This is a genomic window from Haloarchaeobius lipolyticus, assembly GCF_051208015.1.
Lineage (GTDB): Archaea > Halobacteriota > Halobacteria > Halobacteriales > Natrialbaceae > Haloarchaeobius.
In genome coordinates this window covers 759,163-777,864 of sequence record NZ_JBPKGF010000002.1, presented here as the reverse complement: position 1 = coordinate 777,864, position 18,702 = coordinate 759,163, and the positions used below count along the sequence as shown (strand labels likewise).

Below are 18,702 nucleotides of genomic sequence, written 5' to 3'. Positions count from 1 at the left end.
CCGTCCCCTCCGATATGAATTTACTCCAACAACTGCGAGCGGGAAAACTGATCGGCCGTCCTCAGGCGACGAGCACCTGGTCGGCGCTCGCTTCGAGTGATTCGAGGCGCTGGGTGACGCTGACAGCCTCGTCTCCCTCGCCGTGGGGGACCACCCAGAGCAGGTCGTCCGACTCGTCGTACGAGGCCAATGCGACGAGCGGGAGGATCTGCATCGTCACGGGCTTGCCCCCACGTTGGAGCACCGCGGTCCGGGAGAACGCACGGAGTTCGGTCCCGGTCTGGTCTGCCCACGCGCGGTAGTCGGCGAGTCGCTCACTCGTCCGGCGCTCGGACTCGGTGGTGGCGTCATCGGGGTAGTACGGCGCGTACTTGCCCCACTGTTCGACACGGACCTCGTCTACGACGCCACGGTCTTCGAGCTCCTTCGCACACTCGACGAGGCCCTTCTCGTGTCTGCACATCCACTCGCACGACGGACGCAGCCACAGCTCCAGCCGCGTCCCGTTCGGGAACTGTTCGGTCATGCCAGTATAGACGGGGCCGGAGTATCTAAGGTGTGTGGGTCTGTGTCACATATTAGCATGACAGAAACAAACGACGATGGTAACAGATGGTGCGGGTTCGAACTCAGCGCAGTCATGCGGTTATGTCCCGGCCCGTAACCGAGATTCATCACGTCAGAATGAATATGGGTTGTGCAGTTTCTCAGATACGTGTTTCATTGGCGCGCTGAGGTCTCGGCGAACTGCTGCTAGCCGTCAGTTATGGGCGGGGTAAATGACCTATCAATCGAATGGGGCTAGACCCTCGCCGGCTGATATATCTGTCCTACAATCTGTAATCCAGCCGTCCGGTCTGTCACGCAGAACAGCTTCTAGAGCGTGGTATCTAACTCTCTAAAGCTCGTCCAGTTTCTTCGATAGTATACTCCTGAGGGGTGGCGAGAGCCGTCCTGAGACGAGAATCTACCCAGCCAGATGAACGGTCTGCGACTTGACTGTCTGTCGAAATATGTGTCTTGAAAAAGATGTATCAGCGGGCGGCTGTGCCTACTCGCCCTCGACTTCGAACTCGATGGCTGCCCCCTGCCCGAAGCCGACGCAGAGCGTCGCCAGTCCGCGGCCGCCGCCGCGCTTTCGGAGCTCGTGGATGAGCGTCACGGGCAGGCGAGCGCCGGAGGCACCGAGCGGGTGGCCGATGGCGATGGCGCCGCCGTTGACGTTGAAGATGTCGTTGTCGATACCGAGCTCGTCGCGGGCGTAGACGGTCTGGCTCGCGAACGCCTCGTTCAGCTCGACGAGGTCGTAGTCCTCGATGTCTCGACCGTTTCGCTCGAGCAGGCCGCGGGTCGCGGGGACCGGACCGATACCCATGACGCGGGGGTCGACACCGGCGACGTTGTTCATGCCGACCTCGGCGAGGATCTCGAGGTCGTTGTCCTCGGCGAACTCTTTCGAAGTGACGAGCAGCGCGGCCGCGCCGTCGGAGATCTGCGAGGAGTTCCCTGCCGTGATGTCCTTCATGAACGCCGGTGGGAGACCCTGAAGCGTCTCGAAGTCGGTGCCGGGCCGGATGCCCTCGTCCTTCGTGACGGTGCCGTCGGGCGTCTCGATGGGGATGATCTCGTCGTCGAAGCGACCCTCCTCGGTTGCCTCGTGGGCGCGTTCCTGGCTCTGGACGGCGTAGCGGTCCTGGGCCTCGCGGGAGATGTCGTACTCCTCGGCGACCTTCTCGGCCGTCATGCCCATCGAGAGCTCGGCCATGTTGTACATCTCCATGAGCGCCGGGTGGAAGTTCCGCCCGTCCATCCCGCCCTCCATCGGGACGTTCGTCATGTGCTCGAACCCACCCGCGATGAGGCAGTCACGGTTACCCGCCGCGATGGCGTCGGATGCCGAGATGACGGCCTGCATCGAGGAGGCGCACCAGCGGTTGATGGTCGTCGCCGGGACGCTCTCGCCGAGCTCGGAGATGAGCGCGATGATGCGTGCGACGTTGTTGTCCTGCTGGCCTCGCTGCTGGGCACAGCCCCACATGAGGTCGTCGACGTCGTCGCCGGAGAGGCCTGTCTCCGCGAGTATCTCGTCGATGAGCGGGACCGCGAGGTCCTCGCCGCGGACGTCCTCGTAGACGCCACCCTTCCTCCCCTGCGGGGTCCGGTACGCTGCCGCGATGACGGGCGTGTTCGCTGCCATGGTCTCACCCTCGGGTGCCGGCCCCTTAAATCACGGCAGAACCCGTAGTAATCGGGCAAGAAGTTTATTCTTGTCTCCCTCTCGAATGCGATAGTGAGTGGTCTGTCGGCTGTACCGTCTTCGACACTCGGATTCGAAACGGGCGAGCAGATTACAACGGTCGGAAAGTTGCAACCATGTCGTCTGAGTCGTCGTACGCCCGTGTTCGAGCGGAGAGAGAGTCAACGTACCGACGAAACCCAAAAAGCGTATACCCGCTGTCTCTCTGTGAGCGATTAATGTCAGACGAGTCCCCGCGCTCGCCCGACGAACCGTCGGCGGACGACCCCGCCCACGCCGACGGCGGGTCGTCACGGACGGCCACGTCGGCGGAGCAACGACAGACAGAACCGCCATCCGGTGCGGATGCGGCCGCGGCCGAGGACGCCGAATCGGCGTCCCCGGGAACGACGGCTGGCGACGTGACCACCGACCGCGACGGCCTCGTGCCCTTCCCCTCCAGCGACCGCGCGCTCGGCGCTCTCGTCGTCATCGCCCTCGTCGGACTGGCCGCTCGACTGGTGTGGCTCGGCTCCCGCATCGCCCACCAGGACGAGGGCCGCGTCGGCTACTGGATACTGCGCTACCTGGAGAGCGGCGTCTGGGAGTACCGTCCCATCGTCCACGGTCCGTTTCTCTTCCACGTCAACAAGTACGTCTTCCAGCTGCTCGGTCCGTCGGACTTCACGGCGCGTCTCGTCCCCGCCCTCCTCGGCGCGACGCTGCCGCTCGCAGCCTGGCTCTACCGCAAGCACCTGCGCGACACCGAGCTCGTCGCGCTCGGCGTCCTGTTCGCGTTCAACCCCGTGTTGCTGTACTACTCGCGATTCATGCGGGAGGACATTCCGCTCGTCGTCTTCGCGGCCTGGTCGCTCGGCTTCTTCGTCCGGTACCTCGACGACAGACAGCGCTGGCACCTCGTCGTCGCCGTCGGGACGTTCGCGCTCGCACTGACGACGAAGGAGAACAGCCTGCTCTACCCGTTGTGCTGGCTCGGTGCAGCGTACCTGCTCCTCGACCACCGGGCCATCCTCGCCCCGGCACGCGGTGACCGGACACCGTTCGAGGTCTTCGTCGCCTACCTCGACAGGGTCCTCCCGTTCGACCTCCGGGCGAACGTGGACCGCGCCAGACGGTTCGAAGGCGACGAACTCATCGATAGCCACATCGACTGGTGGAAGGCGAACCTCGTCTCCGTCGGCTTCGCGCTCAGCCTCGTCGTCGAGTTCTTCGCCATCATCGTGCTGTTCTACGCCCCCCGCGGCGGCGGCTTCACCGAGGAGGGCGTCGCCGGGTTCCCCGGCCCGGAACAGGCCGGGATGGGTATCGGACTCTGGCGCGCGATCGGGACGGCCGACGTCTCGATGTTCGGCTCGGTCGTCTGGGAGGCGACCGTGGGCTCGTGGGAGCAGTTCACCGGCACCTGGGCCAGCGGCGGCCACCAGGACCACTCGTTCCTCCTGTTCTTCGAGCACTACGTCGACGTGCTCTTCGGGAGCGCGTTCGTCGTCGTCGTCTTCGCGGTGATCGGCTTCGTCGTCGACCGGTACTCGGCCCGCGGGCCGCGTGACCTCGTCGCGCTCGCCTCCTACTGGGGCTTCGTCAGCGTGCTCGGCTACCCCATCGCCACCGACATCAGGGCCGGTTGGGCCACCTCGCACGCCATCCTTCCACTGGCCATCCCGGCCGCGGTCGGCATCGGCATCGTCCTGCGGTGGGGTCTCGAGGCGTTCACCGACGACGACGGCGTCGGCGTCGCCCTCGCCGTCATCCTCGTCCTGCTCATCTCGGGGAGCATCGCCGCTCCCGCCGTCCAGCAGGTCTACATCGAGCCCCAGGACACGGACAACAAGCTCATCCAGTACGCCCAGTCGTCGAGCACGGACCTGAAACCGACGCTCGCTGACGTCGAGACGGTCGGCTACGCCGAAGGTGACGCCGACGACGTCGACGTCATGTTCTACGGGAACAAGTACTACGTCTCCAACGAGAGCGACAACCTCCAGCCACATGCCGGCGGGGGCTACTTCGAACGCCGGACGCTGATGTGGTACATGGAGATGTACCACTACCGGGCCACCCACGACGGCGACCCGTCGACCGCCTTCAACGTCGACTCGACGCTCTCGCTCTCGGCGCTCAACGAGACCCGCCCGCCTGTCGTGATGGCGGTGGGGAACGGCAGCAACGGACAGGACGCCGAGGAGATCCACGACTGGATGCTGGAGAACGGCTACGAGGCCCGGCAGTTCCAGCGGTTCCTCTCCGAGGACCGGACGGCCGAGGGCGGCGGTCCCGGGACGCCCTTTATGATATACATCAAGAAGTCGGCAGCGTCGGAGGCGGGACTCACGCCGCTATCGAGTACGGAATCGGCGTCACTGTTGACAGCAGAACCGGCGTCGCTGTCGGCTTCGGCCGTCACGTCGTCGCCGTCCTCCGTGCCACTCGAAGAACGGGTCGAAGACCGGCGGGCGACCGACACCATCGGCGTGCCCGACCGGTCGCTTGTCGCGCCGCGACAGAGTCGACTCGTCCGTTCGGCGAGAGCGTAGAGCTGGCTGACACTACGAATCAAGTACTGCCGCGCTGGAGTGCTTCTGAACCCGCCGCCGGACCGTTCTTTCCTCTCTGACTGCTCGTGAGGTACCCATCGGCGATTCGGCTTCCGTTCCCCCGTTCTCCCGCGGAGAACGGCGCTTCGACGGTCTTAAGCGCGTGTGGCGAATACGCTACGGGGAATGAGTACAGCGGCGCTTTCGGTCGTCGAGTTCCTGTTGACGTCGCACGTTTACACCCAGAACCGCGAGTTAGACGAGAACGACCTGCCGCCGCGCTACCGGCGGGTGTTCTACACCGACGGCGAGGTCGAGCGTCCGCTGGTGGTCACGAACAAGACCGCCCGGGCCGCGACCGGCATCGAGCACCCGTGGGAGGCCGTCTCGGACCTCCTGTTCACGGAGCGAGACGACTTCACGGGCAAGTTGAACCTCACCCAGCCCGAGATGGCCGAGAACTGGTACCTCGACCGGGCGGACACGCTGACGATACAGCAGAACCCGGTGCTGGCACTGACCTACGAGGACGAGGTCGAGGGCGTGTCCTACGAGTCCGCTCGCGAGGCGAACCGGCCCATCCAGGCCGACCGCGTCTGGATCGACTCGCTTCTGGACGAGATGTTCGAGGACGAGGAGGACGAGGAGATGCTCGACCTCGTCGACATCCGCGCCCCCGAGGAGATCGACCAGACGCTCGACGACATCGTCCTCACGCAGGAGCAGGAGAACGAGATAGCCAAGGTCGTCAAGGCCATCGAACACCGCGACTACCTCGCCGAGATCGGTCTGCGCGAGATCGGGAAGCTGCTGTTCGTCGGCCCGCCGGGCACCGGTAAGACCTCCGCCGCGAAGGGCCTCGCCTACGAGCTCGACCTCCCGTTCGTCGAGGTCAAGCTCTCGATGATAACGAGCCAGTACCTCGGTGAGACCGCGAAGAACGTCGAGAAGACGTTCGAGGTCGCGAAGCGGCTCTCGCCATGTATCCTGTTCATGGACGAGTTCGACTTCGTCGCGAAGACCCGCGGCGGCGACGAGCACAACGCCATCAAGCGCGCCGTCAACACCCTGCTGAAGAGCATCGACGACGTCTCGCTCATCCAGGACGACGTGCTCCTCATCGGGGCGACCAACCACCCGGACCAGCTCGACGCTGCGGCCTGGCGGCGCTTCGACGAGATCGTCAACTTCCCGAAGCCGGACCACGGGATGCGCGCCGACATCCTCCGCATCATCACCCGGGCGATGGACATCGACGAGTTCGACCCCGAAGCTATCGCCGACATCACCGAGGGGCTGACCGGGAGCGACCTCCGACTCGTCATGCGCGAGGCCGTCCTCGACGCCCTGACCGAAGAGCGGATGACGCTCACGCAGGCGGACCTCGAGGCCGCGGTCGCCGACTTCGAGGAGCGGGACAACCTGAAGAACATGGACATGATCGACGGCGACCACGAATCGCTCGTCGCAGGCGGTGGCGGCGTCTCCGGCGACGCAGGTCACGACCACGACCACGACGACCACGACCACAGTCACGACCACTGAGACATGGAGGTGACGCTGCTCGGGACCGGCGACACCACCGGGACGCCCACGGTCGGCTGTGACTGCGAGACCTGTCAGGAGGCGATACGCCGAGATGTCGAACGGACCCGGTTCTCGGTCTACGTCCGGAACGAGCGAACCGACGAGGCGCTGCTCGTCGACGTCAGTCCCGACTTCCGACACCAGTTCCTCCGCGAGGGCGTCGACCTGCCGGACGCCGCCATCGTCTCGCACATCCACTTCGACCATCTCGATGGGCTGGGCAACGCCTACCGGCTGTTCGACGAACTCGACGTATTCGCCGCGAACGAGACCGACCCCGTGACCGACGAGAGCGTCGCCGAGACCGTCTCGCGGAAGTACGACTACCTCGACGCGGTGACGGTCTACCCGACAGAACCGTTCGAGACGGTGGAGACGTGCGGCTTCGAGGTGACGTTCGTTCCGGTCGACCACCCACCGCTGCTGTGCTACGGACTCACCATCGAGGACCCGGAGACGGGTGCGAAGCTCTCGCTGTCCGGCGACACCAGCTACGACGTTCCCGAACGGTCTCGCGACGTGCTCGCCGACCCGGACCTGCTGCTCGCCGACGGCATCGTCCCGAGCGAGCTCTGCGAGTACCACCCGCTCGGCGGCCGGCACGAGAGCGAGACCGAGGACGTCTTCTACACCTTCGGGACGAAGCACATGACCCGCGAGGGTGCCCTCGCCCTCGGCGACGAACTCGACGCCGACGAGACGCGGGTCGTCCACGTGGCGCACTACTACCCGGTTGACCAGGCGTTCGAAGAGCCGCTCGCACTCGACGGCGAGACGCACTCGCTCTGAGCCGTAGCGCACAGCTGCGACAGCCGAACCGTGCACGGGCAGCAGCGAACCGTGCACAGGCAGCAGCGAACCGTGCACAGCCACGACCGCGAGAGTCACAACCCCTTTTTCCACTCGTCACGCGTCGTGAGACATGATCGACGCCGCCGCCACCGAGACTCCCATCGCCCCTGCCGTCCTGGTCCTCCCCGCCTTCGTCCGCGACGAGATACTCGACGAACGACAGCCGTGGCTCGACCGGTACGAGTTCGAGAACACCATCGACCTTCCAGGTGCGCCGGAACCCTTGCAGTACACCGAATCCACGAGTGCCGGAGACGGCACGGCCGATGGCGGCCTCGCCATCCTCCCGACCGGGATGGGCAAGTCGACAACGGCGACGACGGTCGCCAGCGTCCTCTCCTCGCCCGAGACCGACCTCTCGGACACGCTGTTCCTCTCGGTCGGCGTCGCCGGCGGCCCGCCCACCGACACCACCATCGGCTCGGTCGTCCTCGCCGAATCTATCGTCGACTGGGACGTGAAGGTCCGCTGGGAAGCGGTCGAGGGCGACGGCGGCGTCCCGCTCGCGCTCAACCCGTACCGCGAATCGGACTTCGTCTCCCGGCCGGACCCGGCACTGCTCGACTGGGCGACCGACCTCGCGGGTGACGTGGAGCTCGCCGACGACCCGAAGGCGGCAGCCCACCGGAGCCGGTTCGAGGGACGAGGCGCTCACGAGGACCCTGCGGTCGTCGTCGGCACCAACGTCTGCGGCGACGAGTTCTGGCACGGCTCGGTCCTCGCCGAGCGGGTCCAGTGGCTCTGCGACCAGTACGACGCCGGCACCTACTGCGCGACCGAGATGGAGGACGCCGCGACGGCGACGGCACTCGAGCGGTTCGGGAAGCTCGACGACTATCTCAGCGTCCGCGGCATCGCGAACTTCGACCGGCCGGCCGCGGGCCAGCGCATCTCGGAGAGCCTCGCCAGCGACGAGTTCGACGTCGGCTTCGAACTCGGGCTGGAGAACGCGGTTCGGGTGGCGAGCGCGCTCGTCGACGAGCGCCTGCACAGCTAGTTCAAGTACCAGAACGGGGCCACAGCCGGTGTGCCCTGACGAATCACCCTGGACGGGTCAGCGGTCGTGCGGCGACCCCGTTCAGTAGTCGATGCCGCCTGTTCGCCAGTTCTACGGGCGCCTGTTCGCCAGTTCTACGGGCGTCGATTCTCCTGCTCCTGTCGGTTCCCCCGCGCTCACGTGAACCGGTCCAGTCCCGACTGCCGACTGGCAAGTCCATCCGGGTCGGCGACCCACGGCGTCAGCCGGTCGCGCTCCCCGGCGACGTCCACGTCGGGTGGGTCTGCCGCCCCGAAGCCGCCACAGTCCGGGCCGCAGTCGCTTCCCGGGTCGACGACGCGGCCCTTCCAGGCACAGAACGGGACGCCGCCGCTTTCGCCGAGAGACGTCTCTTCGACGCGACCACACGCCGGGAAGTCGTAGCTTCGCCAGCCCTTGCCGTAGGCTCGCTCGGCGAGACGGCGGCGGGCGCGCGCCTTCTCGTCCGCACTCGCCACGCGGACCTCCGTCCAGCCGGGGTGTTCTTCGACGATCTCGACGCCCGGACCGGTCACGCCGAGTGGTGTCGCTTCGCGGACGACCGTTCGCTCCAGCGTCTCCGGGTCGAACCGCCACACGCCCACCTCGTCGGGGAACCGGTTCAGGTGCGCGCCCGTGACGTGACTCGCCGTCGCCAGCACCACCTCGTCGACGAGCCCGAGTTCGACGTCCTTCAGGAGCTGTGTCTCCAGGTCGCCGGGCGCGCCGAGGTCGGGCTTGTTCTCGATAGCGGTGATGCGACCGAACCAGTCGGCCGGGTAGCGGCAGCTCTGGCGCACGTAGTCACGGCCCTTGCGGCGCTCGCACTCGAAGAAACCGACCTCGATGGCGCGGTCGACCTGGCTTCGAGCCCAGTCGGAGCTGCTATCGAAGGCGTCGCGCCAGTAGCGCGAGCGTCCGGGGCCGACGTCGCTCTCGATGGCGGCCGCGGGAATCTCGCGGTTCGTGATGACGGCCCGGTCGTCGAAGCCGGGGCCCGGCTCGACGCAGACCACGTCGAGCACCCGGCGCGAGCTGTGGACGCCCTCGCCGAGCTGCCGTGCGACGACAGCGTCCCGCTCTCGTTCGAGGTGAGAACACAGCGCGAGTTCGAACCCGAATTCCAGCACGGCCGTGGGTCCGTGGGCGGGGGGCTAAAAGGTCGCGCTGGAGAAGCGACTGGACGACGCTACCTGCTCGGTTCCGGCACGGTGCTACAGATCCCGTCGACGCTCGACCTGCGTGACCTCGAGGTCGCCGTCGATGGAGACGCGCAGGACCTCGTCGTCGAGCGGAATCGAGACGGCGATTCCCCACGGGTCCTCCGAGACCAGCTCGGTCGCGTGGTCGCTCACGCACCACGGGAGCTGCCAGTACGGGGTGTTGTGCAGGTCCACGCCGTGGTCCCGGTGGAAGGTCGCCACGTCCGACTGGTCGAGCAAGAGCAGGCCGACGGCGGAGCACAGTGAGTGGCCACACTGCGCGCAACGGTGGACGACCCGAAGGTCGAGACCGAGGCAGCAGTCGCTACCCTGCTCGACCGTGCTCGCCATCCGGCCGGCACACTCGGGACAGACGCCGTCGGCGGCGAGACAGTGCAGGTGGCGGACACGCTCGTCGAACGCTTCCATCACTTCCTCGCGAGTGCGGTCGTTGAGGCCCCCCGGCGGGAACGGGTACTCGCCGTGGGCGTGGCCGCAGTCCGGGCACTCGATGCGGATGTTCTCGTCGACGTACTCGGCGACGAGGGTCGCGTCGCAGGTGACGCAGGTCCCGTCGATCTCGAACGGTTCCCAGTGGGGGTCCTCGGTGAGTTCGCCCGCGAGGACGGCTCGAACGACCTTCTCGCCGGCGTGACGGAGGTCGTAGCCCTCCTCCCGCTTGACGACGAACTGCCCGAGCAGTTGCTGGAGGTGGTAGTTGAACTGTGCGGAGTCGCGGACGTCGACGGCGTCGTGGATGTCGGAGAACCGGACGGGCCGCTCTTCGGCGCGCCACAGGGCTTCGAGGATGGAGAGACGGGTCTCGTTGGCGATGACAGCGAACGCCTCGGCGGGACTGACGTCGTCGACCCCCTCGGTGATGGTCGCCTTACTCATGATAGCTGGTAATTCATAGGGCAGGGGTAAAGTGATTCGCTGAAACGCTCTTTGGTTGAATTTCTTACAATTTCGTGGAGGTAGTTATTTTTCGCCGACGAGAGTACGCCGAGTCATGCTCCCGGCCCCACCGACGACCGCGATGCTCGTGGTTTTCGGTCTCACGTTCGCGGCGCTCGTTCTGTTCCTCACGGAGACGGTCTCTCCGGACGTGACCGCGCTCTCCGTGTTGGTCGCGTTGGTGGTGCTGGAGCCGTGGACCTCGGTCGACGCTGACACGGCCATTCTGGGCTTCGCCAGCGCTGCGACTATCACCATCATGGCGATGTACATGCTGAGCGAGGGCGTCCAACGGACGGGTGTGGTAGAGCGCCTCGGCGTCTTCCTCGCCGAGATAACGGGTGGCGACGAACGGCGCGTCCTCGCGGCGACGATTGGCACGACGGGGCCGCTAGCCGGCATCGTGAACAACACGCCGGTCGTCGCGGTCTTCATCCCGATGGTGACCGACCTCGCGGAGGACAGCCACCTCTCGCCGTCGAAGCTGCTCTTGCCACTCTCGTACGCTTCGATGCTCGGCGGGACGCTGACGCTCATCGGGACGGCGACGAACATCGTCGCGTCGGGGCTGTCGAAGCAGATTCTCGACCATCCCATCACGATGTTCGAGTTCACGCCGCTGGGCCTCGTCGTACTCGTCGTCGGGTCGGTCTACCTCCTGACGGTCGCACCGGGGCTCATCCCCGAGCGCATCGAACCCGTCCTCGACATCACCGACACCTACGAGGTGAGCGACTACCTCGCGCAGGTGATGGTCCGCGAGTCGTCCGTGCTGGTCGGCCAGCGCCTCGACGACGCGTTCACGGAGCTCGACCGGGACCTCGACGCGCTTCAACTCATCCGGGACGAGGAGGTCTTCATCGCACCGACGACCGACCGCGAGATACAGGCGGGAGACGTGCTGACGCTGCGCGCGAGTCTGCAGGAGATAAACAGCTTCGCGGAGGAGTACGACCTCCGCCAGCTCCCCAGGGAGGAGGTGACGGGCGACAGCCTCGACGCGCCGTGGATCAGGGGTGAACTCATCGAAGTCGTGCTGCCGCCGGGGTCGGCGCACGAGGGTGAGACGTTGCGGGAGCTGCTCTTCCGTGAGCGGTACGACGCGACGGTGATGGCGGTTCGGCGAGGGAACACCGTCTTCCACGAGCAGCTCGCCGACATGACGCTGGAGGCCGGTGACTCGCTGTTGCTGTACGCCAGACCGACCGCGCTGGACCTCCTGGCCGAGACGAACGACCTCGTCATCACCCGTGGCAGTCACGACAACGGGCCGCGGAAAGCGCCGGAGCTCAGCGAGAAGGCGCCGCTGGCCATCGGCATCATGCTCACCGTCGTCGGACTCGCTGCGTTCACGCATCTGCCTATCGTCATCACGGCGCTCGGCGGGGTCGTGGCCATGGTCGTCACGGACTGTCTGGACACCAGCGACGCCTACGACGCGGTCTCCTGGGACGTCATCTTCCTGCTCGCGGGCATCCTCCCGCTGTCGACCGCGTTGCAGGCGACCGGGGGCGCACAGTACATCGCGGACCTCGTGGTCTCGGCTGCATCCGAGGCAGTGCCAGTGCTGGCGCTACTCGGGCTGTTCTACCTGCTCACGAGTCTGCTCGCCAACGTCGTGACCCCGGTCGCCAGCGTCGCGCTGATGATTCCCGTCGCCGTGAACACCGCCCAGCAGACGGGGGCCGACCCGTTCTCGTTCCTGCTGGCGTGTACCTTCGCCGGTTCGTCGGCGTTCATGACGCCCATCGGCTACCAGACGAACTTGATGGTGTACGGGCCCGGCGGCTACAAGTTCACGGACTACGTCCGGGTCGGAGCACCGCTTCAGCTCCTGTTGCTCGTCGTGACGACGCTGGGAATCGGCGTCCTCTGGCCGCCGATGGGCTGAGACCGTCAGCGAGATGATGTAGCCGAGGGACGACGGTCCACCGAGACTGGAGTGTGCCGGATACGCCGGTTCTCGACCCCCTCGACGCCACCGCTTCGCAGGTGAGAACAGTAGGTTTATCAAGCGCACAAGGGTAGACGTAGCCAAGATTACTCTCGATATGGCAGGAAATCACCAACAACCGGAGGTGAACATCGGCCTCGTCGGTCACGTCGACCACGGCAAGACCACGCTCGTGCAGGCTCTGAGTGGCGAGTGGACCGACCAGCACTCGGAGGAGATGAAACGCGGTATCTCCATCCGTCTCGGCTACGCCGACGCGACCTTCCGGCGCTGTCCGGAGTGCGACGAGCCCGAATGCTACACCGTCGAAGAGACGTGCAACGAACACGACGTCGACACCGAGGTCGTCCGCACGGTCTCCTTCGTCGACGCACCCGGTCACGAGACGCTGATGGCGACGATGCTCTCCGGCGCGTCCATCATGGACGGCGCCGTTCTCGTCGTCTCCGCGACCGAGGACGTCCCACAGGCCCAGACCGAGGAGCACCTGATGGCGCTCGACATCATCGGCATCGAGAACATCGTCATCGCCCAGAACAAGGTCGACCTCGTCGACGCCGAGCGGGCCCGCGACAACTACCAGCAGATCCAGGAGTTCGTCGAGGGGACCGTCGCCGAAGGCGCGCCGGTCGTCCCGGTCAGCGCGGGCCAGAACGTCAACATGGACGTGCTGATGGACACCATCGAGCGTCGCATCCCGACGCCCGAGCGTGACCCGGACGCAGACGCCCGGCTGCACGTCGCCCGTTCGTTCGACATCAACCGCCCGGGGACGACCTGGGAGGGGCTCCTCGGCGGCGTCCTCGGCGGCTCTCTCGTCGCCGGACGCCTCCACGAGGACGAGGAACTGGAGATCCGCCCCGGCCGCGAGGTCGACGAGGGTGGCCAGACCGAGTACCGGCCCATCACGACGAGCATCCGTTCGCTCCAGGCCGGGGGCCAGTCAGTCGACGAGGTGTCGCCGGGCGGCCTGCTCGGCGTCGGGACCGGACTCGACCCCTCGTACACGAAGGGAGACGCACTCGCCGGCCAGATCGCCGGCCCGCCGGGCAGCCTCCCGCCGACGTGGAACCAGTTCACGATGTCTGTCGACCTGCTCGACCGCGTCGTCGGCGAGGACATGGAAGAGGTCGACGAGATATCCACCGGTGAGCCGCTGATGCTCACGGTCGGCACGGCCACCACGGTCGGTGCCGTCACCTCCGCCCGCGACGGCGAGTGCGAGGTCAACCTGAAGCGGCCCGTCTGCGCCTCCGATGGCGCGAAGATAGCCATCAACCGGCGCGTCGGCGCCCGCTGGCGGCTCATCGGCGTCGGGACGCTCCAGGGATAGATGACGGCCCGGGTCGCCCTCGATACGAACGCACTCATGATGCCAGTCGAACTCGACGTGCGACTGTTCGACGAACTCGACCGGCTGCTCGGCACGTTCGAGAGCGTGTCGCCGCAGGCGGTCGTCGAGGAGCTGCGTCGGCTCGCCGACAAAGGCGGGCAGGAGGGGACCGCGGCGACCGTCGGCCACGATCTGGCCACCGAACGCTGTCTCATCGTGGACACGGAGGAATCGTACGCCGACGACGCCATCGTCGAACTCGCCCAGGAAGGGCAGGTCGATTACGTCGTCACGAACGACCTGCCCCTGCGAGACCGGGTGCTCGGCGCGGGCGTTCCGGTAATAGCTTTACGGGGCAGGAACAAACTCGCAATCACTCAACCATAACAGATGTACAAGCGCGTTAGGCTGAAGGACACGGTCGAGGTGCCGCCGGAGGAGCTGGGAGACGTCTCTCCCCAACTCGTGAAGAAACTGCTGCAGGACAAGCTCGAGGGCCGGATGGACGAGGACGTCGGTAGCGTCGTCTCCGTCACGAAGGTCCACGACATCGGCGAGGGGACGGTCCTCCCGAACCGCCCCGGTGTCTACTACGAGGCAGACTTCGACGCCGTCACGTTCGACCCGCACATGCAGGAGGTCGTCGACGGGACGGTCGTCGAGGTCGTCGAGTTCGGTGCCTTCGTCGGCATCGGGCCGGTGGACGGACTGCTCCACGTCTCCCAGATATCGGACGAGTACCTCGCCTTCGACGGAGAGAACCAGCAGCTCTCCTCGAACGAGTCGAACCGGACGCTCGGCGTCGACGACGCCGTCAGGGTCCGCATCGTCACCAAGAGCATCGACGAGCGCAACCCGCGCGACTCGAAGATCGGGCTCACCGCGAAACAGCCCGGCCTCGGAAAGCACGGCTGGCTCGAAGAGGACCGGCGCGGCCGCGAAGCACAGGCGGGTGACTGACCGTGGCGAAGAAACGACTCGTCTGCCGCGAGTGTCACCGGGTCAACGAGCCCGACCACGACCAGTGTGAAGCCTGTGGCTCGACCTCGCTGAGCGAGGACTGGGCCGGCTACGTCATCATCAACCACCCGGAGCAGTCCGAGATCGCCCGCGAGATGGAGGTCACGGAGCCGGGCAAGTACGCGCTAAAGGTCCGGTGACGTGACCGGGGACGACAGCGAGGGAACCGTCCTCCTCACGCTCCCGGACTCGCTCCGCGGCGCGTTCAAAGAGCCGATGGGGCCGGTCGAGACCGACGCGGAGAGTCTTCTTCAGGAGGTCTCCGGCCCCCTGGTCACCGTCGGCGACATCGTCACCTACCACGTGGTCCGGGCCGGTCGCGAACCGGACGTGGCGCTGGTCGACGAACGGACGAAGCGCGAACGCGTCGACAGCGAGGTCCGAGAGACGGTCGTCTACCCCGACGTTCGAGTGCCGAATCCGGCCGGGGCGCTGACCGAGGAGCTCGTCGTCGCACTGCGTGCGGGGCTCGCGGCCGACGACCCCCAGACCATCTTCGTCGAGGGCGAGGAGGACCTGGCGACCCTCCCGGCCGTCCTGGCGGCGCCCGTGGGCGCGAGCGTCGTCTACGGCCAGCCGGACGAGGGGATGGTCCACGTTCGGGTTACCGAGGAGTCGAAGGCGGAGATCCGCTCGCTGCTCGACCGGATGGACGGCGACCACGCCGCGTTCTACGGATTGTTCTGAGTTGTCGGTTCTACGGATTGTTCTGAGCCGTCTCTCCTGTCGTTCGCTGACTGTGAACATTGATACCGAAAGAGGAGTCTGGTACCGGCCGGTGCGCTTGCTTCGACGCTACTCCGTTCGCCCGTCTCCGTTCCCGAAGGTGAACACGTCGTCCTCCTCGGTCTCGGATGATTCCTCCGCATCGCCCCGGCCTGCGTCGTAGTCGGGCTCCGAGTGGGCTCCTTCCGGGCCCGCCTCGTCTTCCGGCCCCGCCGACGGTTCGGGAGCGGGGACAGTGTCGGTTGGCGGGTGGTGTCCGCCGTGCTCGTCTGCCACCGGTTTCGTCCCGGCAGGCTCGTCCTGGGCGGCGTGACCCGGTCCCAGCTCGCCGACGTCGTTGACCCCGAGCACGTCGTCGGAGAGGTCGGCGTCGGTCTCGAACCGGTCCAGTGCCTCGCTGAGGAGGCTTGCCTGCTGCGTGAGCGACCCCGCGCTGTTGCTGACCTCGGTGAGCGCGGTGGTCTGTTGCTCGGCGGCTGCGGCGACGTTCTCGGACTCGGCGGTCGTCTCCTCGGAGATGGTCGCCGCCTCGTCGACCATGGCGACGACCTCCTGCGTCGAGGCTGCCTGTTCCTCGGTCGCTGCGGATATCTCCTGAACGCCGGTGTTCGTCTCCTGCGCGTAGCTCGCGATCTCGTCGAGTGCAGTCGCGGCCTCGCGAACGCTCTTCGCGTTCTCGGCAACGCGGCTCGAGGTGGTCTGGACGGTCTCGGACGTGAGCTCGGTCTGTTCCTGGATGCGCTCGAGACGCGACTCGATGTCCTCTGCGGTCTCCTTGGTCTCCGCGGCGAGCTCTTTGACCTGCTGGGCGACGACGGCGAACCCGTCGCCACCGTTCTCGCCGCCCACGCCGCGAGAGGCCTCGATGTTCGCGTTCAGTGCGAGCATGTTGGTCTCCTTGGCGACATCGGAGATGAACTCGATGAGCTCGTCTATCTGGCGCATCTCGGCTTCGAGCGCCTCGATAGCCTCCACTGCGCTCTCGGACTCGGACTCTATCTTGCCCATGCTCTCGATCGCCTTCTCGGCGGCTTCACGACCGTCGCGGCCGGTCTCTGCTGTCCGTGCCGCGATATCGGCGACCTCGTTCGACGAGGCCGCGATCTCCTCGGTCGTCGTCGACAGTCCTTCCATCTCGTTCGAGACGGAGTGGAGGCTCTGGTTCTGGCGCTCCGCGCCGTCTGAGATCTCCTGGACGGAGCCGGTGACCTGCTCGGAGGCGGAGCGGACCTCCTCGGCGCTTGCGGTCACCTCCTCGGAGGCGGTCGCGACCTCGCCGGCGAAGCGGGTCAGCCGTTCCGTGGTGGACTCTATCTCGGCGACCATCGCGTTGAACTCGACGGCGATGTCGACCATGGCGTCGGATTCGCTATCCGGGTCCATCCGGCGGGTGAGGTCGCCGGCGGCGCAGGCCTGCATCACCTGGCTGTACTCGTCGGCCTTGCGTTCGAGGTGAGTGTTCATCCGCTCGGCCTCGACGCGAGCCTCCTCGGCCGCGATACGGGCGTCGCGGGCCTCCTCTATCTGGGTCCGAAGCGCATCGCGCATCGAGCCGAAGCCGGCGTAGAGCTGCCCGATGCTGTCGACGCGGTGGGTCTCGAACTCGACGTCGAGGTCCCCTTCTTCCATCTGTTGCGCCTTGCCACGGAGCCGGTCCACGTCGCGGGCGGTATTGCGTCCGAGGACAGCGCCGACGAGACCGATGAGGACCACGATACCGCCGGTGATGTACTGGCCGTACTGGTCGACCGTTGCGACGAAGCCGTACGCTTCGGACTCTGGCGTGTGGACCGCGACGACCCACTCGGTGTCGCCGGGGACCTCCGCGTAGCCGACGACGTACCCCTCGTCGGTCGGCATCCCGTACGTCTCGCTCGCGAGGAGGCCGGATGGCGCCTGACTCGCGAGCGCCCCGCGGAGCACGCCCGAGTCACCGACGCTCTTGAACAGGCCGGCGCGCTGCTCGTCGTACTGGGTGAGGAAGTTCTCGTTCTGGTCGCCCCACGCCTCGTCGTCGAAGACGACCCGGCCCTGTTCGTCCAGCACCATCGTGGTCTGGTTCGTACCGGAGTGCTTCAGGCTGGGGACGTACTGGAGGGCGTTGACGGTGACGAAGACGAACCTGTCATCGTCGGCCTCGGTCCGGGCGACGTAGGTGATCGAGGGGATACCGGAACCGGAGCCGACGGTGTGAACGTCGAGGAGCGCGGTCTGGCCGGGTTCGAGGCTCTCGATTCCGGCCGTGTCGCCGACCTCGATGTCGGAGAGGCTCTCGTTCACCGAGACGGTGTTCGTACTCGCGACGACCCGGTCTTCACCTACGTCGACGAGGTGAATCGCGGAGACGAGGTTGTTGCCCCGCTGGATGAGCCGACGCAGGAAGTGTTCGTTCATCTGCGTGGTGTTGCCGTTCTCGACGACGTCCGAGGTCGCGATGAACTCGGCGAACTTCTGGTTGTTGTCGTTCCACGTCGAGAGCTCCTGGGCCTCCTGTGTGGCGACGGTTCGGTACTCCTCGTTCGCACCCTCGGTGACCTCGCGTCCGATCTCCTCGGTCGCGAGGAGCCCGACCGCACCGACGGTCGCACCGAGCAAGACCAGCGCGATAGCGAACTTGAGCGCGTATCGTTCCCGGATGAACGATGGTACCAACCGACGCAGTGCTCCAAGCATACAACCCAACTCGCATGATAGGTCATAAAACTCGTGGCCCCGTATCAGGAGTTCATCAACTTCTGTAACGCACGAGATGGGTCGTTCGTGTCGGACGATTCGATAATCACTGTTCGGTGTGCAGAGCGTCCGATATGTGTTCTAGAACGTATGATTCTTCGACCTGGTCAGCAGCCGGTACGGCGGGCCGTGGGGGCTCGGACGCACCAGCCCTCGTCGGCGTCGGAAATCCACCACTTCGAAATCCTTTTACCCGCGACGAGGGGAAGTTAGAGGTAACTGGATATCATGGATATCGAAATCATCTCCGAAACGGAGAACCCCATGTTGCACCGGACGGACGTCAAGTTCGAGATGGTCCACGAGGACGCCACGCCCTCGCGCCTCTCCGTCCGCGACTCGCTCGCGGCGAAGCTGAACAAGGACGCGGACGAGGTCGTCATCCGCAAGCTCGACACGAAGTTCGGGATGCGCAAGACGGTCGGCCTCGCGAAGGTCTACGACTCCGCGGCCCACGCACAGGAAGTCGAGCACGAGCACATGCTCGAGCGCAACAAAATCGGCGTGACCGAAGAGGCGGAGGAAGCCTGAG

Annotated in this window: 16 protein-coding genes; 11 read left to right on the top strand and 5 right to left on the bottom strand. The window is 66.1% G+C overall.

Features of this window, described 5'->3' with window-relative positions:
- Window positions 1-61: 61 nt before the first annotated feature.
- The gene (locus ACSC1Y_RS06980; protein ID WP_435334013.1) at window positions 62-526 is read right to left on the bottom strand and encodes an HTH domain-containing protein; all 465 of its coding nucleotides are present in this window, start codon (window positions 524-526) and stop codon (window positions 62-64) included.
- A 525-nt stretch (window positions 527-1,051) separates the two neighbouring features.
- Window positions 1,052-2,197 (bottom strand): thiolase family protein, encoded by a 1,146-nt coding sequence (locus ACSC1Y_RS06975; RefSeq protein WP_435334012.1) that lies wholly within the window; start codon window positions 2,195-2,197, stop codon window positions 1,052-1,054.
- 278 nt (window positions 2,198-2,475) lie between these two features.
- Between ACSC1Y_RS06975 and ACSC1Y_RS06970 the strand changes: the two genes are divergently transcribed.
- The 4 genes from ACSC1Y_RS06970 to ACSC1Y_RS06955 all read left to right on the top strand — a co-directional run bounded on the left by ACSC1Y_RS06970 (window position 2,476) and on the right by ACSC1Y_RS06955 (window position 8,227).
- Window positions 2,476-4,791 (top strand): flippase activity-associated protein Agl23, encoded by a 2,316-nt coding sequence (locus ACSC1Y_RS06970; RefSeq protein ID WP_435334011.1) that lies wholly within the window; start codon window positions 2,476-2,478, stop codon window positions 4,789-4,791.
- A 186-nt stretch (window positions 4,792-4,977) separates the two neighbouring features.
- On the top strand, window positions 4,978-6,336 hold the full coding sequence (locus ACSC1Y_RS06965; protein WP_435334010.1) for an ATP-binding protein: 1,359 nt from the start codon (window positions 4,978-4,980) through the stop codon (window positions 6,334-6,336).
- Window positions 6,337-6,339: 3 nt separating this feature from the next.
- A complete protein-coding gene (locus ACSC1Y_RS06960) occupies window positions 6,340-7,167 on the top strand; it encodes an MBL fold metallo-hydrolase (RefSeq protein ID WP_435334009.1) in 828 nt (275 codons plus the stop codon).
- 133 nt (window positions 7,168-7,300) lie between these two features.
- Window positions 7,301-8,227 carry a phosphorylase family protein gene (locus ACSC1Y_RS06955; protein WP_435334008.1) on the top strand — a complete coding sequence of 309 codons (927 nt, stop codon included), beginning with the start codon at window positions 7,301-7,303 and terminating at the stop codon, window positions 8,225-8,227.
- 176 nt (window positions 8,228-8,403) lie between these two features.
- Here the strand turns inward: ACSC1Y_RS06955 and ACSC1Y_RS06950 are convergent, their stop codons facing one another.
- Both ACSC1Y_RS06950 and ACSC1Y_RS06945 read right to left on the bottom strand, forming a co-directional pair.
- The gene (locus tag ACSC1Y_RS06950; RefSeq protein WP_435334007.1) at window positions 8,404-9,375 is read right to left on the bottom strand and encodes a DUF5787 family protein; all 972 of its coding nucleotides are present in this window, start codon (window positions 9,373-9,375) and stop codon (window positions 8,404-8,406) included.
- A gap of 84 nt (window positions 9,376-9,459) precedes the next feature.
- Entirely contained in the window at window positions 9,460-10,344 is an 885-nt protein-coding gene (locus ACSC1Y_RS06945; RefSeq protein WP_435334006.1) for a DUF7351 domain-containing protein, read from the bottom strand.
- Between the two features lie 115 nt (window positions 10,345-10,459).
- On the opposite strand from ACSC1Y_RS06945, the gene ACSC1Y_RS06940 reads away from it, so the two are divergent.
- The 6 genes from ACSC1Y_RS06940 to ACSC1Y_RS06915 all read left to right on the top strand — a co-directional run bounded on the left by ACSC1Y_RS06940 (window position 10,460) and on the right by ACSC1Y_RS06915 (window position 15,398).
- Window positions 10,460-12,295 carry an SLC13 family permease gene (locus ACSC1Y_RS06940; RefSeq protein ID WP_435334005.1) on the top strand — a complete coding sequence of 612 codons (1,836 nt, stop codon included), beginning with the start codon at window positions 10,460-10,462 and terminating at the stop codon, window positions 12,293-12,295.
- A gap of 160 nt (window positions 12,296-12,455) precedes the next feature.
- Window positions 12,456-13,691 (top strand): translation initiation factor IF-2 subunit gamma, encoded by a 1,236-nt coding sequence (locus ACSC1Y_RS06935; protein WP_435334004.1) that lies wholly within the window; start codon window positions 12,456-12,458, stop codon window positions 13,689-13,691.
- Window positions 13,692-14,078 carry a type II toxin-antitoxin system VapC family toxin gene (locus ACSC1Y_RS06930; protein ID WP_435334003.1) on the top strand — a complete coding sequence of 129 codons (387 nt, stop codon included), beginning with the start codon at window positions 13,692-13,694 and terminating at the stop codon, window positions 14,076-14,078.
- A 3-nt stretch (window positions 14,079-14,081) separates the two neighbouring features.
- A complete protein-coding gene (locus ACSC1Y_RS06925; protein WP_435334002.1) occupies window positions 14,082-14,651 on the top strand; it encodes a DNA-directed RNA polymerase in 570 nt (189 codons plus the stop codon).
- 2 nt (window positions 14,652-14,653) lie between these two features.
- The gene (spt4, locus tag ACSC1Y_RS06920) at window positions 14,654-14,851 is read left to right on the top strand and encodes a transcription elongation factor subunit Spt4 (protein ID WP_435334001.1); all 198 of its coding nucleotides are present in this window, start codon (window positions 14,654-14,656) and stop codon (window positions 14,849-14,851) included.
- A gap of 1 nt (window position 14,852) precedes the next feature.
- A complete protein-coding gene (locus ACSC1Y_RS06915) occupies window positions 14,853-15,398 on the top strand; it encodes a GTP-dependent dephospho-CoA kinase family protein (RefSeq protein WP_435334000.1) in 546 nt (181 codons plus the stop codon).
- A gap of 108 nt (window positions 15,399-15,506) precedes the next feature.
- Here the strand turns inward: ACSC1Y_RS06915 and ACSC1Y_RS06910 are convergent, their stop codons facing one another.
- On the bottom strand, window positions 15,507-18,110 hold the full coding sequence (locus ACSC1Y_RS06910) for a methyl-accepting chemotaxis protein (RefSeq protein WP_435333999.1): 2,604 nt from the start codon (window positions 18,108-18,110) through the stop codon (window positions 15,507-15,509).
- A 288-nt stretch (window positions 18,111-18,398) separates the two neighbouring features.
- Here ACSC1Y_RS06910 and ACSC1Y_RS06905 point away from each other — a divergent pair, with 288 nt between their 5' ends.
- On the top strand, window positions 18,399-18,701 hold the full coding sequence (locus tag ACSC1Y_RS06905; RefSeq protein WP_435333998.1) for a 30S ribosomal protein S24e: 303 nt from the start codon (window positions 18,399-18,401) through the stop codon (window positions 18,699-18,701).
- Window position 18,702 lies beyond the last annotated feature (1 nt).